The following is a 13,442-nucleotide window of genomic DNA, read 5'->3' as shown; positions in this document are numbered from 1 at the left end:
GTTAACTCCTGTCTAATTCAATGCCACCGAGCAAGGTTGCCAGAATCGCGTTCTGACCGTGCATCCGGTTTTCCGCCTGCTGCATCAGCAACGACGCCGGACCATCGATAACATCGCTGGTAATTTCTAAATCGCGATGGGCTGGCTGGCAGTGCATGACGTAACGCGCACCGCTGCTGTCCAGCATCGCCTGATTAACCTGATAAGGGACAAAGCGTTCCTTGATGGTTGCCAGAGGGGTATCGTCGCCCATGGATAACCATGTATCCGTGTATAGCACATCCGCGCCTTCGAGCAAATCCAACCCATGCCCGCTGCGTAGTTGAGCACCGCTGGTTGCGGCCAGCGACTGACAGTGTTGCCAGATGTCCGGCTCGACCTCGTGACTGGGCGGTGTGACGACGGTGACATTCACTCCCAATAGCGCACCGACGATCAGCAAAGAGTGGGTGACATTGTTGCCGTCACCCACATAGGCCAGTGTACGGCCTTTAATGTCACCAAACACTTCGGTTAGGGTCAGGTAATCAGCCAGTGCCTGACAAGGGTGGTAGCGGTCACACAGGGCATTGATCACCGACACACTGGCAGCATCGGCCAATTGCTCAAGGGTATTGTGATCAAACACCCGGGCCACAATGGCATCTGCCCAGCAGGACAGGTTGGCACCCATGTCTTTGGCATCTTCCCGTCCAGCCAGTTTGCCGGCCTGACTGTCCAGATACACCATGTGTCCGCCCAGCTTGTTGATGCCAATGTCGAAACTGACCCGGGTGCGTAACGAGGGCTTTTCAAACAGCGCAACCACCGATTTTCCGGCCAGCACTTGCTGATAGTCATGGGGATGGGCTTTTATCCGGCCGGCCAACGCCAGCAGGGAGGTCAGAGGGCCCGGCTGCCAGTCGGCAAACGTCAGTAAATCATGTTTCATGGGTATTCCTTGCTACGACGGGGGCAATCAGGGTGCCCGGGAAATGGTCTTCGCTGAGTGCCAGCAGGGCATCTGTCTGTTGCCAGCTGGCAATACAGACCGGACGCCCCAGCGCGGTGGCTGCCTGTTGCGCGGCGCGCACTTTGACAATCATGCCATCGGTGATGATGTTATCGTTGATCAGGGTTTCAACGTCTTGTTGTTCCAGGTGCTTTATCAGTTGCTTGTTGCCATCCAGCACACCGGGCACATCCGATAGCAACAACAAATCAGCTGCCAGCGTGGCGGCGATGGCGGTGGCTGCCTGATCGGCATTGACATTGAGCAGGTTGCCTTCGGGATCGGCACCGATAGAGCTGACGACCGGTAAAAAACCGTCTGCGCAACAACGTTGCAGCAAATCGGGGTTGCCCGGAGAGGCTTTACCGACATGGCCCAGGGCAGGGTCTAAAACGCGGCAGTTGACCAGCCCGCCATCGGCCAGGCTCAGCCCTACGGGCGTAACGCCGACACTGATCGCCAGTGCACAGAGCTGTTTATTGGCAGTACCTGCCAATGCGCCGACCACGTAGTCGATTTGATCGTCGGGGGTGACCCGCAACCCCTGATGCTTGTGACTGCTAAGGCCCAACTGGCTAAGCAGACGCTCCACACCCGCACCACCGCCGTGCACCAACACGACGGGCCGCTGCTGTTGCAGCGTATTCAGCGCTTGCAGCAGGGCTTTGGCGCTGGTCGGCGCGTCGATCAAGGCACCGCCAACTTTTACCACCAATGCAGAGGTGCTCATGGGCGCACCTCCAACAGGCCTGCCGTTGGCGCCAGCTGGAACGCCAGATTGGCGCATTGCACCGCCTGGCTGGCCGCCCCTTTGAGCAGGTTGTCAATCGCGCTGCCCAGGACAGCATGACCGGACGCTTCATCCACTTTCCAGTGCAGATCACAGTGTGGTGTGTTGACCACATCATCGAGGCGTGGGAAGTGATCCAACAGACGTACCACAGGACTGTCAGCATAGCGTTGTTGATAAGCATCACTGACCTGTTGTGCAGTGACGCCGCTGGCCAGTTTGACCGCGATGGTGGCCAGGATGCCCCGTTTGAAGTTACCCAGGTGTGGGGTGAACAACACCGGCTGACCCAGATACTGGGCGATTTCCGGTTGATGGCGATGGCCCAGTACGCCGTAGGCCTGCAAACTGACTTCGCACACACTGGTGTTGAGGCTGGCTTTGCGACCCGCGCCGCTGACCCCGGAAACCGCATTGATCACCGGCCATTGCTCAGCCGACAGCAGGTTGGCTTCGGCCAGTGGCTTGAGCGCCAGCAGCGACGCTGTCGGGTAGCACCCCGGCACGGCAATCAACTGACTGTCTGCGATACGCGGCGCATGCCACTCTGCCAGACCATACACCGCGGTGTCGAGCAGCGCCCGGTGCTGGTGGGCAAAGCCGTAGTGTTGGGCAAACACGTCAGTGTCGGGTAAACGAAATGCACCGGACAGGTCAAACACTCTGGCGTTACCTGCGGTGAGGGCGGGCATCCAGTCATGACTGGCTTCATGGGGGGTGGCCAGAAAAATGGCATCAAATTGTTGGGCCAGCAACGCCAGACGTTGATCGTCCAGTGGTTGCAAGGTCAAATCAACGTGACCCTGCAGACCCGGATACAGCGCCGTGATCGGGCGATGGGCATCCTGACTGCCGGCGGAAACAAAGCAATCACTCAGATCAAAGTTGGGGTGTTTGGCCAATAAACGGACGAGCTCAGAGCCTGTGTAGCCACTCGCGCCTACTACGCAGCAACGCAACATAACGGTACAGTTCCTTCCTTCAATAAACCTGTGTCAGTAAAACTAGTAGAAATGAAAAAAAACGCTTTTTGCCTTTGCGCACGACCTCATCGCAAAGGCAAAAAGCGTGCTATGCAATACCCAGTGTAATTATCGTCGACCGACCGTCAGTGCATAGCAAGGCAGGGAAAAAACTTGTGCATCAATGTGTGTCATACCTATAGTGTGTTGTTGCATAAAGAGAACTCCCGGGTGTTCTCGGATTTTTCGTAAAAAGTTGTTGGAAAGTCTGCCATTAAAAATATAATTATGCAATAAAAGTGAATAAATATATTTGAGATAAGATATGCCACAAATCACATTCCTGGATACCTACCGGGATATCATTGAGTTTCCAACTATAAGTGCTTTCGACGAAAAGTGGGACATGACCAACCGTCCGCTGATCGACTATCTGGCGACCCGCCTGAGTGATTTTGGTTTTGACATAAGTATTCAAAATGTCCCCGGTGCACGCAACAAATACAACATGCTGGCCAAATTCGGCTCGGGTGAAGGGGGACTGTTGCTGGCCGGACACAGTGATACGGTGCCCTTTGATGAAGGACGCTGGACCCAGGACCCTTTTGTGTTGCGCCAGGCAGACGAGCGTCTGTACGGGCTTGGCACCTGCGACATGAAAGGCTTTTTTGCCTTCATTCTGGAAGCCTTACAGACAATCCCGCTCAAGCAGCTCAAAAAGCCGTTGTATGTGCTGGCCACCGCCGATGAAGAAACCTCCATGGCCGGTGCGCGCTTTTTTGCCCAACAGCAACTGATCAAACCGGACATGGCGATCATTGGGGAACCGACCGAACTGAAAGCCATTTCACGCCACAAAGGGCACATGGCACATACCCTAACCGCCGAAGGACAGGCGGGCCATTCCAGCGACCCGGCCAGAGGGGTTAACGCGATTGAGATACTGCATCAGGCGATTGGACAGTTGCTGACCCTCAAGCAACAACTCCACGATCAGTATCGGGATGATGACTTCAGTGTACCGTATGCGACATTGAATCTCGGCCACATCCACGGTGGCGACGGCGAAAACCGTATTTGTGGCCACTGCCAGCTGAGTTTCGATTTACGTCCGGTTCCGGCGTTGCCGGACGAGGATGCTATTCGTCTGATTGATGAAGCCCTTAAACCGGTCCACAGTCATTATCCGGGACGTCTGAGTCGAGCGTTGATGTACCCGACCGCACCGGCTTTTGCCTGTCGTAATGAACATGGCCTGGTGGAATTGGCAGAGCAACTCACCGGGCAGCCGGTCGGTTCGGCAAACTATGCCACTGAAGGGCCGTTTATCAACCAACTGGGCTGTGACACCCTGATCCTGGGGCCTGGCAGTATCGAACAGGCACACCAACCGGATGAGTTTATTGATCTGCATTACGTGGACCCGACCGTGACCCTGTTGCGCAACATGGTGAAACACGTATGCGCATAGCGGTTGTCGCTCTGGGTCTGTGCTGGTCATTGCAGGCGTTGGCACAGCACATCGTGCCGCCATTACCTGAGCCGGTGACCAACAATGCGCTGGCCATGGTTGAGGTGCGGGGCGCGGTGCAATTGTACTCGTTCATGGGGCTGGCCAGAGGCAAAGGCTATGGGGATGTGCATCATCGCGCATGGCGATGGGCTTCGGGAAATCGTGCCTGGCAGCCGATCAAAGACGTACCTACCCGACACTATCCCCGCGGGCGGCTCGCGTCAGTCGCGGCCGGTGTCGGACGCAGTGTGTACCTGTTTGGTGGCTATTCGGTGGACGTGGACGGTCACGAAGTGTCATCACCGGAAAATTTTGTGTTCGATACGGTGACCCAGCAATATGCACAGGTTCCCGCCATGCCGGTGGCGGTGGATGATGCGATTGCTCTGGTGTATCAGCAACGCTATATCTACCTCGTCAGCGGCTGGCACAACGACGGCAACGTCAATTTGGTGCAGATGCTGGATACCCGCAACCTGACCTGGCATCAGGCCAGCCCGCTACCCAATCGGGCGGTGTTTGGACACGCCGGTGGTATCGTGGGCAACAAGATGGTGGTCTGTGATGGGGTTAAAGTGCAACCTGTGGTCAAAGGACGTCGCACCTTCTTACCCGCGCCGGGGTGTTTGCTGGGCGACATTGATGTGGATGATCCCCGCCGTATTAACTGGCGACTGCTGGCGCATCCAACCGGCATTGCGCGCTATCGAATGGCGGCGGCCGGTAGCCCCCGTTATGGGCAGGTGTTCTTCTTTGGTGGTAGCACGACGGCCTACAACTTCAACGGTATTGGTTACAACGGCAGTCCGGCATTACCGGACAACGCCCTGTGGGCACTGGACATGGACAAAGAGCATTGGCGCGTGGTGAAAACACAACAGCGCAGCATGGATCACCGCGGCATGGCCATCATCGGTGATCAACTGGTGATCCCCGGCGGTATGGATCGCCATCAGCAGGTGCGACGGGATGTCACCCAACTGGATCTTACCGCGCTCGGATTTTCACCGAGGCACAACCAACAGGATAAACAATGAGTCAGCAAAAAACCTTGGCCCTGGTGGCGCACGATCATAAGAAGGCCGAATTATTGGCGTGGGCCGGTGCGCACCGGGAGCAGCTGGTGCCCCATCGTCTGGTCGCGACCGGCACCACGGGAGGGTTACTGCAGGATGAGCTGGGACTGACCATTCATCGCTATAAAAGTGGCCCGTTAGGGGGCGATCAGCAAATCGGCGCCTTGATCGCCGAAGGGCAGCTCGACCTGCTGATCTTTTTTTGGGATCCGTTAAATCCGGCGCCCCATGACCCCGATGTTAAAGCGTTGCTGAGGCTGTGTTCGGTGTGGAACGTACCGGTCGCGTGTAATGTATCGACCGCTGACTTATTGATCACATCACCGCGCTTCACCCATCCGGATTATCAGCGCAAAGTGCCCCAGTTCGATCGATAGGCTGCCGGTCGGGGCGGTGTCAGACACCGTCCCGTCGGGTTGAGTGATGGCGACCACGAGGGCCCTTGTCACCGTGGCGGCGCATCATTTGCGCCAGTTGATCCTGTTGCTCGCTGCTCAGTTGCTGCCACACTTGCTGACGCAGGTGGAGTTGTTCCTGTAGCTGGGGCAGGATGACGGCATTGCTCTGTGCGCGGGCCGCTGTCCAGGCGGATTGATCAAAGCTGTCCTGTTGGATCAGCGCTCGTTCACTGCTGTGCCAGTTTTGCCGGGCCTGGATGAGTGATTGACGTTGCTGGTCAAGGGCAGACAACAGCGGCTCAAGAGCTTCCCGCTGTGCGTCGCTGACATTCAACTTGTCGAGCAGGCGATCATGATCCCGCTGGCGCGGTTCATTTGCCTCCGGCATGTCGGCCAGCCATTGTTGTTGCTGTGCGTCAGTCAGAAGCGCCCAGATCTGTTGACCGGTGATGGCCTTTTGCAATGCGATACTGTCCATCAGTGTTTGCTGCTGAGACAGTAAGGCGGTGACCGTGTCGGCGTCCCAGTCACTGGTCTGAACGGTGTCGCGCAGCTGCTCACGGAGCAGGCGCATGTCGTCTTTGCTGTCGCGGCTGTCGGCGCGGGCTTCGCGTACCAGTTGGCGCACATCAGCCCGTTGATTGGCGGATAGGTCGAGCTGTTTGAGGGCCGCCAACGGGCCGTGTTCACCGCGGTCAGGGCCGTGGGCAAAGGCAATGGCTGAGAAGACAGTGCTGGATACAACACTCAGGGTAAAAAACAGGCTTGAAGGTTTCATGTGGCAATCTCCTGTGTTGAACATGAGTGTGTAGTGTATGCACCCGGTTGCAAAGAAACGTCAGGCCAGTGTAAAGGTTGCGTAAAGGTGCGGTTGGCAGGCTCGCCATCGGGAAATTGACTTTGTACCATACACAAAACGTTTTGGAGTACCGTCCATGCATGCCGTACTGATCATTGACGATGATAATGAACTGACCCAGCTACTTGACCAATACCTGTCGTCGCAGGGTTACCACATCACTGTCGCCAATGACGGTGAAGAAGGATTGCGACTGGCCACCAGTCAGCGCCACTTTGACGTTATCCTGCTGGATGTGATGATGCCCAAGTTGGATGGCTTCGAGGTGCTCAAGCAATTGCGTCGCACTCACCTGACCCCGGTACTGATGTTAACCGCACGGGGCGATGATTATGATCGCATTCTTGGGCTGGAGCTGGGCGCCGACGATTACCTGCCCAAACCTTTCAATCACCGAGAACTGTCTGCACGGATCAAAGCCATTTGCCGTCGCCTGGCGGACATACCCCAGGCCCGCCGTCAGCAGGCCATCACGGTGGGTGACTTGGCGGTTAACCCCGCCCGTCAGACCGTCACTATCCGCGGCGAAGAGGTCAGCATGACCGCCACCGAATATGCCCTGTTGCACCTGTTGATGGTCAATCACGGTGCCGTATTGAGCAAAGAAGAGATCAGCATGCAGGTGCTGGGGCGCCCGCTGCAGGCCTTTGATCGCAGTATCGACATGCACCTGAGCAATGTGCGTAAAAAACTCGATGCCAATGGCAGTGAACAAGTCATCAAGACCCTGCGCGGCAGTGGTTACATGCTGGTGGACCCGGCGTCATGATCGGGTCGCGGCTAAACCCGTTGCGTCATCTGGGGATCCAACTGTTTCTGTGGTTCTGGCTGGGCAGTTTTGTGATTGTGATGGCGGTGCTGTGGATCTCCCGACAAGTGTCCGATGATGTCAGCATGCAACCCTTACCCGCACCGGGTAGCAGTATTCTGCGCAATGAAGTTGCCCGCCTGGATGACAGTATGATGCGCTTCGCCGATCAACCGGTTGCAGAGGTCGTTAACCGCTATGCCCGCCATCATCGTCGTCTGGTGGTGGCCGTTGATGTGCTCAATGAGCAGGTGCTGTCGGGGGCGCCAGGGCCTTTTCGGGGCAATACAGACGTGTTTCTTGAGCTGGCCAATCAGCTCCAGCCGATGACCATCAAAACCTCTCAGGCGCGTTATTTCGGACCGGTAGCGGTTACCTGGCGGGATCAGCAGTACGCGGTGTTTGTGGGCAAACCGCTGCCTCCCAATCTGGTGCGACGAGTGCATCAACGCCATCCCATATTATTGATTTCGGTGGTCTTGGTGATCAGCGCCAGTTTGTGTGGCTTATTGGCGTGGCGATTGCTGCGGCCGGTGCGTCATCTGCGATTGGCGGTCAATCAGATGGCCAAAGGTGATCTGAAGAGCCGGGTCGATGCACAGTGGCTGGGCAACAATGAGCTGGGCCAGTTGGGGCATGATTTCAATGCCATGGCCAGCCAGCTTGAACAGCTCGTGGACGGGCAGAAGCGCTTACTGGCTGACATTTCCCATGAGCTGCGTTCGCCACTGGCGCGCCTTCAACTGGCCATTGGTATCACTGAACAGAGTAGCGAAGGCAATAATACTCCCGGATTGACCGAAGGTTTGGCGAGGATTGAAAAAGAGGCCCAGCAGATTGAACAGATGTTAGCGCAATTGTTGGTGCTGGCGCGTATGGAAGCTACCCAGATGCCAATGCACCCGGAGACGCTGGATGTGTCAGCGTTGCTGGGGTCTTGTGTCGAGGATGCACGCTTCCAGGCGGTGGCCCAGGGAAAACAGGTATTCTATTCGCCGGATTGTGCGTTGCATTGGCAGGGTGATCGGGAATTGCTGACCCGCGTATTTAATAATGTGCTGGGCAATGCTGTGCGCTACGCTTCTACTAAAGTACAAGTGCAATGCACCACCACACCACATACACTGGAGATCAGGATCCAGGACGATGGTCCCGGTATAGCGGAGGAAGCGTTGAAGCAGATTTTTACCCCCTTTTATCGCATGAGTGCGTCTCGCCAGCGGGAAACCGGTGGGGTGGGACTGGGGCTTGCCATTGTGCACCAGGCCGTGTTGCTGCATGGCGGTAGCGTGACTGCGACAAATGTAGCCGATGGCGGATTGTGTATTGATATCCGTTTGCCACGCCGACCCGTTGAGCGTTAATTCATGACCGTGATGCCGACCCAGACCGCTGTGGATGAGAATAACGAATTGCCCGATGCACAGGTGATCCTGTCCCGCTATACCAGCCGCGTCATCCCTTTCTGGAAACGACAGGTGGTGCAGGGCGTGTTCCCCGGCGCACAAAATGTACCGATTGCGTACGCCTATGTCGTAAACCCTGAAGCCCGTGGCAGCGTGGTGATTTCCAGCGGGCGGATAGAATCGCTGCTGAAATACAAAGAATTGGTCTTCAACCTGTACCACCGCGGTTACTCGGTGTTTATTCATGATCACCGCGGACAGGGCTTGTCCGGTCGATTAACCGACAATCCTCATCAGGGGTATGTCGACGATTTTCGCGACTATGTGATTGACTTTAAACGTTTCTACGACAGTATCGTGGCACCTAACAGTGACCGCGAAAACCGCTTTCTGTTGTGCCACTCAATGGGCGGCGCCATCGGTGCCCAGTATGTGCTCGCGTATCCGGAAGATTTTCAGCGTGTGGCCTTCAGTGCGCCGATGTTTGGCATTCAACCGGCATTGCCCCGTTGGTTGATGCACCTGGTGGTTGGTACCCATCACCTGGTGAATCAATGGTTTGGTAAGTCGCCCTGGTATTTCTGGGGGCAAATGGACTATGAAGCCGAGCCGTTCGAGAAGAACATCCTCACCCACTGCGAAGTGCGGTACCAGATCTTCCGTGAAGAATACCTGAAAAACCCCAACATTCAGTTGGGCGGCGTTACCGGGCGATGGTTACTGGCAGCGGTGCGCGCCATGAGCCACATCGCCCGTTACTCGCGAACCTTTCCCATCCCGGCGTTGATCATGCAGGCCGGGGAAGAAAAAATCGTCGACAATCAGGCCCAGAATGCGGTGTCCAGACGCTTCCCCCGCGCCAGGAAAATCACTATCCACGGCGCCCGCCACGAGTTGTTGATGGAGGCCGATTATTACCGCGACCAGAGCTTGCGGGCAATTTATGCTTTTTTTGATGAATAATTTGTGCATCTGCCGTAGGCTGTGAGAGAAATCTGTCACTGGTTTCACTGAACGACAAACGCCATTGTTGAGCCAAAGGACAACCACTCAACGCTGTTTGTGCATGGGCTGTCAATCAGACTGACGCTGTGCATAACGATCACTACAAGGAAAGCATCATGACATTGATTCGACATCTGACCCAGCCCGCGGCCCGTCATTCCCTGGCCCTCGTCCTGTTGTGCGTTTTTGCCACGACGTCACAGGCCGACAACTATGGTGAAGAAGCCCAGAAGGCCTGCGATCACATGCGTACCTGTGCGCGCCAGCAGTTGGCCGATGTGCCGGCCGAATTTCGCCAAATGATCGAACAAACCCTCGATGGCATGTGTGAGTCGATGCCGGGGACAGACGATATTCCCGGATTTGGTGCGCAGCACCAGTTGTACGCGCCCGCCGTGGCCTGTATGAAAAGTATCTCGGCCCTCAGTTGTGAGGAAATCGAAGCCGGCCACGCCGATACCGCGGAATGCCAGCGCCTGCAGGATATGTACGGCGAGCATTCAGAAGGGTAGGTTTCGTGACCAGCCCCACTGAGCTGCTGCAAATCGCAGCGAAGATGGGGTATGCATCGTGCATTGCTCATGAAGGGATATATCCTGGTCGCACTCATCTTGTGCCTGTTGGTCTCTGAGGCACTGATTTGGTTGCTGTTATCGGTCTTTGTTGCTGGGCACGGATTGCTGCCCAGCGTTGACGCTTTGTCCAATGCCCACACGTTGCAGACGTACGTGTTTTCCCTTGGGTTTCGCGTTGTGCCGTATGTCTGCGGGATGGCGTTTTCAACGTATGTGCAAAAACACATTCCGTCCCGCGCTTTTCATAGCGTTACCGCCACGTGGTTGGTCGGGGTGACGGTGTTTATTGGTGCGAGTTACTGGATGGCACAACGGACACTGTTTACTGGTCAGCACACCTCGTCTACCTATGCGCTGGATTTTATCATCGCCCCGTTTGTGGCAATTCCGGTTGTTATTGCCTGTGGCGTCATTGGGTATCCAGGCTATTGGCTGTACCAGCGAATATCACTGACACAATGACGGGGTGGGGTAACGTCCTGGGGCATCAGATCACTCGTCGCCCATTGCTTCTTGTTGCCCTTCCTCGTAGATCAGAATATCGCCCGGCTGACAGCGCAGGTGCTGACAGATCGCTTCCAGGGTGGCAAAGCGCACCCCTTTGACCTTTCCACGCTTGAGCAGTGACAAATTCGCTTCGGTGATGCCGATCGCGGCTGCGAGGGCCTTGGAACTGACCTTGCGTTTGGCCATCATCACATCCAGATTCACGATAACCGGCATCAGACAAACTCGTTGTTGTCGCGGTTCAGTGCCCCCGCCGCACTGAGTAAATGCACCAGTACCGGCAGACACAACAACATCAGCAGTGTCAGTGGGGCAATGTCGATGACCAGCTCATCGCCGCTATCCAGCAACGGATAAACCAGCAGCGGCCACAACATCCCGTAGCAGGCGCCGAGTACCGCCAACCATGCCAGCCACTTCAGGTTTGCCATGCTGGCCTGGGCGAAAAAGTGACCTTGCGCGAACAATTGCAACAGCCGCTGCAGGCGATAGATGCCCACGGCGACAATCAGCAATTGCGGCACCATGATCAATGCCAGTTGGGTGTGCAGGGCCGGATGAGAAGCCCACAGCCGGTCAAACTGGCCATCGCCGATAGACACCCACCAGGTGCCAGACACGGCATAACCGTACAGCGCAAAGGCGAGGCACAACCCCAACACACAAAACAGGCTGATGCGGATGCGCTGGCTGATGCGCCGGAGGTTATCCAATGAGGTCATGACGGTTTCTCCGTAAAAGGGGCATCCATTGTAATCGATAAGCGTATCGATTCAACCTTACAATTTGTTTCAAATTAACAATAAATTATCGTAAAACAATAATTAATTGTTGTTATATTGTTCCTGTAACCGATCAGGAGAATATTATGTTTGAACAAAGAGCAGGGCGCACAGGCGTCCAGATCATCACCGCGCTGTTGTTGTCCGTCAGTTTGTCGGGCTGCCAGTTGTGGGAGCTGGCCAGTTTTCAATGGCAAAATGCCGACGCCCAGGTTGGCTGGACGGCGCCGTCTTCCCAACAGCCGCTGCGTGAGGGCCTCCCTTTTACGCTGTATAACAACCACATCATTGTGCAGGCGCGGGTGAATGGCAGTGCGCCGCTGAATTTTGTGCTCGATTCCGGTGCCGCCGCCACGGTGCTGCTCGAAACCGATGCAACCGACGCGCTGGCGTTGCCGCGCACACAGACGCTGACCATCTCGGGGGCTGGCGACGATGGTGATCCGGTTGCCTACGTCGTGCCCGATACCCGCATCGACGCAGGACCCCTGTTTATCCGCAATATGGCAGTCATCTATGCGCCACAGGAGGCGATGCCGTTTGGATCGCGGGATGAAACCTACTTTGACGGTGTGCTGGGGGCCGACTTTTTCAACTGCTGCGTGGTGGAAATTAATCACGACGAACAAAGGGTCTACCTGCAACCCCGTGGCGCTGAAACGCTACAGCGCTACCAACAGGCTGGCTGGCAAAAGCTGGATATGGAGGTCGAGGGCGATACGCCGTATCTGACCACGTCTGTTGACGATGGCAGTGGCACCAAAACAGTAAAAGTGATGCTGGATACCGGCTCGACCGGCACGCTGACGCTGTTTGCCGGCCAAGGTGGGCAGATCAGCGTGCCACCAAATACCTACGCAGCACGGTCCAGCGGGATCAGCGGCGACTCGCAAAATCAGGTTGGCTGGTTACCGCGCCTGCACATCGGCGAGCAGCAATTCGACAGTTTGCCCATCTACTTCCGCACCTCGGGCAGTAACCCGCAAAGTGGCAGCGATGGCGTGCTGGGCAACCGGGTGCTGAAACGCTTTAACCAGGTGTTTGATTTCAGTGCCGCTACGTTGTGGTTGCAACCAACAGGGATGTTGCAAACACCGGCTACCGCCGACCGTTCGGGTTTGCGGCTGCTACCTCATCGCCAGGGCGCGATTGTCAAAGACATCGCCGCCAGTGCCAGCGAAGAAGCGCGAGGCATACCGCTGGACAGTGTGGTGACCCATATCGATGACAAGCGGGTTACCCGCGACACCTTTGATCCATTGCTCAGCCGGCTGCGCGACACTGCTCGCGATGCGGTCAAATTATGCTGGTCGGCAGCGACGGAGCAACGCTGTGCCCGTGTGCCGTTGTTTGATCGGATTTAAGGAGCCTGTTTAAACCAGCAGGTGCTCTGGCACCTGTTGCGTTTTTAGAGACGCTGGTGCTTTCCGCAACAGTGAATTGTGAGGCGGCATAGTGCCAGTAGTGGACGGTGGCACACGTAAGTTGACTACGAAGAATCGTCATCCTCGCGCACGACTGCATGGATGCAGGAGGTAGAGCGACTCAGGAGACAAAGCCGAGGCGAGGACCTCCCTGATTACCTGACTCACCCGAATCAACACTGTTTTGGTTAGTCATCAACCCGAAGGAGATTGCGGCCTCCGCCGCAATGACAGTAGCGTCTGCTGAACGTCGCTAGAGCGGGCAGTACGGCTCTGAATATGCAGTGTTGATGAGCGTTGGCTCAGTGCCAGTAGTGTGATTGGAAGTTTGAATGACGGCTTAGTA

15 protein-coding genes are annotated in these 13,442 nt (G+C 56.2%); 9 read left to right on the top strand and 6 right to left on the bottom strand.

The window, feature by feature from the left end:
* Position 1: 1 nt before the first annotated feature.
* From LJ739_RS14015 to argC, 3 genes are read right to left on the bottom strand one after another with little or no spacing between them, the layout of a single operon-like run.
* Positions 2-931 (bottom strand): ornithine carbamoyltransferase, encoded by a 930-nt coding sequence (locus LJ739_RS14015; RefSeq protein WP_229161445.1) that lies wholly within the window; start codon positions 929-931, stop codon positions 2-4.
* Entirely contained in the window at positions 921-1,721 is an 801-nt protein-coding gene (argB, locus tag LJ739_RS14010; protein ID WP_229161444.1) for an acetylglutamate kinase, read from the bottom strand. Before argB ends, LJ739_RS14015 begins: the two co-directional genes overlap by 11 nt.
* On the bottom strand, positions 1,718-2,743 hold the full coding sequence (gene argC, locus LJ739_RS14005; protein WP_229161443.1) for an N-acetyl-gamma-glutamyl-phosphate reductase: 1,026 nt from the start codon (positions 2,741-2,743) through the stop codon (positions 1,718-1,720). Before argC ends, argB begins: the two co-directional genes overlap by 4 nt.
* 325 nt (positions 2,744-3,068) lie before the next feature.
* On the opposite strand from argC, the gene argE reads away from it, so the two are divergent.
* Genes argE through LJ739_RS13990 form a run of 3 tightly spaced genes read left to right on the top strand, consistent with a single transcriptional unit; the run spans position 3,069 to position 5,709 of the window.
* On the top strand, positions 3,069-4,214 hold the full coding sequence (gene argE / locus LJ739_RS14000; protein ID WP_229161442.1) for an acetylornithine deacetylase: 1,146 nt from the start codon (positions 3,069-3,071) through the stop codon (positions 4,212-4,214).
* A complete protein-coding gene (locus tag LJ739_RS13995) occupies positions 4,205-5,293 on the top strand; it encodes a Kelch repeat-containing protein (protein ID WP_229161441.1) in 1,089 nt (362 codons plus the stop codon). Before argE ends, LJ739_RS13995 begins: the two co-directional genes overlap by 10 nt.
* The gene (locus LJ739_RS13990; protein WP_229161440.1) at positions 5,290-5,709 is read left to right on the top strand and encodes a methylglyoxal synthase; all 420 of its coding nucleotides are present in this window, start codon (positions 5,290-5,292) and stop codon (positions 5,707-5,709) included. The genes LJ739_RS13995 and LJ739_RS13990 overlap by 4 nt, the downstream gene beginning before the upstream one ends.
* Before the next feature lie 19 nt (positions 5,710-5,728).
* On the opposite strand, the gene LJ739_RS13985 is transcribed toward LJ739_RS13990, so the two are convergent.
* A complete protein-coding gene (locus LJ739_RS13985; protein WP_229161439.1) occupies positions 5,729-6,508 on the bottom strand; it encodes a Spy/CpxP family protein refolding chaperone in 780 nt (259 codons plus the stop codon).
* A gap of 157 nt (positions 6,509-6,665) precedes the next feature.
* Between LJ739_RS13985 and LJ739_RS13980 the strand changes: the two genes are divergently transcribed.
* The 5 genes from LJ739_RS13980 to LJ739_RS13960 all read left to right on the top strand — a co-directional run bounded on the left by LJ739_RS13980 (position 6,666) and on the right by LJ739_RS13960 (position 10,845).
* The gene (locus tag LJ739_RS13980; RefSeq protein WP_229161437.1) at positions 6,666-7,358 is read left to right on the top strand and encodes a response regulator transcription factor; all 693 of its coding nucleotides are present in this window, start codon (positions 6,666-6,668) and stop codon (positions 7,356-7,358) included.
* A complete protein-coding gene (locus LJ739_RS13975; RefSeq protein ID WP_229161435.1) occupies positions 7,355-8,761 on the top strand; it encodes an ATP-binding protein in 1,407 nt (468 codons plus the stop codon). The genes LJ739_RS13980 and LJ739_RS13975 overlap by 4 nt, the downstream gene beginning before the upstream one ends.
* Positions 8,762-8,764: 3 nt before the next feature.
* Positions 8,765-9,766: an alpha/beta fold hydrolase gene (locus LJ739_RS13970; RefSeq protein ID WP_229161433.1), complete on the top strand. Its 1,002-nt coding sequence runs from the start codon at positions 8,765-8,767 to the stop codon at positions 9,764-9,766.
* A gap of 158 nt (positions 9,767-9,924) precedes the next feature.
* Positions 9,925-10,320: a hypothetical protein gene (locus LJ739_RS13965; protein ID WP_229161431.1), complete on the top strand. Its 396-nt coding sequence runs from the start codon at positions 9,925-9,927 to the stop codon at positions 10,318-10,320.
* Between the two features lie 69 nt (positions 10,321-10,389).
* Complete coding sequence (locus LJ739_RS13960) at positions 10,390-10,845, top strand: hypothetical protein (RefSeq protein WP_229161429.1); 456 nt, start codon at positions 10,390-10,392, stop codon at positions 10,843-10,845.
* 30 nt (positions 10,846-10,875) lie between these two features.
* Here the strand turns inward: LJ739_RS13960 and LJ739_RS13955 are convergent, their stop codons facing one another.
* A complete protein-coding gene (locus LJ739_RS13955; RefSeq protein WP_229161426.1) occupies positions 10,876-11,106 on the bottom strand; it encodes a helix-turn-helix domain-containing protein in 231 nt (76 codons plus the stop codon).
* Positions 11,106-11,612: a DUF2975 domain-containing protein gene (locus tag LJ739_RS13950; RefSeq protein ID WP_229161424.1), complete on the bottom strand. Its 507-nt coding sequence runs from the start codon at positions 11,610-11,612 to the stop codon at positions 11,106-11,108. The genes LJ739_RS13955 and LJ739_RS13950 overlap by 1 nt, the downstream gene beginning before the upstream one ends.
* 146 nt (positions 11,613-11,758) lie before the next feature.
* On the opposite strand from LJ739_RS13950, the gene LJ739_RS13945 reads away from it, so the two are divergent.
* Positions 11,759-13,036, top strand: a complete 1,278-nt coding sequence (locus LJ739_RS13945) for an aspartyl protease family protein (protein ID WP_229161422.1) — start codon at positions 11,759-11,761, stop codon at positions 13,034-13,036.
* The last annotated feature ends 406 nt before the right edge of the window (positions 13,037-13,442 follow it).

It is taken from the genome of Fluctibacter halophilus (genome assembly GCF_020687825.1).
GTDB lineage: Bacteria > Pseudomonadota > Gammaproteobacteria > Enterobacterales > Alteromonadaceae > Fluctibacter > Fluctibacter halophilus.
The sequence above is the reverse complement of the archived record's forward strand: the minus strand, read 5'-3'. Positions and strand labels throughout refer to the sequence as shown.

Excerpts from the sequence above, each read along its gene's own strand:
- LJ739_RS13965 (WP_229161431.1), top strand. The coding sequence starts at position 9,925 with ATGACATTGATTCGACATCTGACCCAGCCCGCGGCCCGTCATTCCCTG.
- LJ739_RS13950 (WP_229161424.1), bottom strand. The coding sequence starts at position 11,612 with ATGACCTCATTGGATAACCTCCGGCGCATCAGCCAGCGCATCCGCATC.
- LJ739_RS13985 (WP_229161439.1), bottom strand. The coding sequence starts at position 6,508 with ATGAAACCTTCAAGCCTGTTTTTTACCCTGAGTGTTGTATCCAGCACT.
- LJ739_RS13995 (WP_229161441.1), top strand. The coding sequence starts at position 4,205 with ATGCGCATAGCGGTTGTCGCTCTGGGTCTGTGCTGGTCATTGCAGGCG.
- LJ739_RS13970 (WP_229161433.1), top strand. The coding sequence starts at position 8,765 with ATGACCGTGATGCCGACCCAGACCGCTGTGGATGAGAATAACGAATTG.
- LJ739_RS13975 (WP_229161435.1), top strand. The coding sequence starts at position 7,355 with ATGATCGGGTCGCGGCTAAACCCGTTGCGTCATCTGGGGATCCAACTG.
- argC (WP_229161443.1), bottom strand. The coding sequence starts at position 2,743 with ATGTTGCGTTGCTGCGTAGTAGGCGCGAGTGGCTACACAGGCTCTGAG.
- LJ739_RS13960 (WP_229161429.1), top strand. The coding sequence starts at position 10,390 with ATGAAGGGATATATCCTGGTCGCACTCATCTTGTGCCTGTTGGTCTCT.
- argB (WP_229161444.1), bottom strand. The coding sequence starts at position 1,721 with ATGAGCACCTCTGCATTGGTGGTAAAAGTTGGCGGTGCCTTGATCGAC.
- LJ739_RS13990 (WP_229161440.1), top strand. The coding sequence starts at position 5,290 with ATGAGTCAGCAAAAAACCTTGGCCCTGGTGGCGCACGATCATAAGAAG.
- LJ739_RS13945 (WP_229161422.1), top strand. The coding sequence starts at position 11,759 with ATGTTTGAACAAAGAGCAGGGCGCACAGGCGTCCAGATCATCACCGCG.
- LJ739_RS13980 (WP_229161437.1), top strand. The coding sequence starts at position 6,666 with ATGCATGCCGTACTGATCATTGACGATGATAATGAACTGACCCAGCTA.
- LJ739_RS13955 (WP_229161426.1), bottom strand. The coding sequence starts at position 11,106 with ATGCCGGTTATCGTGAATCTGGATGTGATGATGGCCAAACGCAAGGTC.
- LJ739_RS14015 (WP_229161445.1), bottom strand. The coding sequence starts at position 931 with ATGAAACATGATTTACTGACGTTTGCCGACTGGCAGCCGGGCCCTCTG.
- argE (WP_229161442.1), top strand. The coding sequence starts at position 3,069 with ATGCCACAAATCACATTCCTGGATACCTACCGGGATATCATTGAGTTT.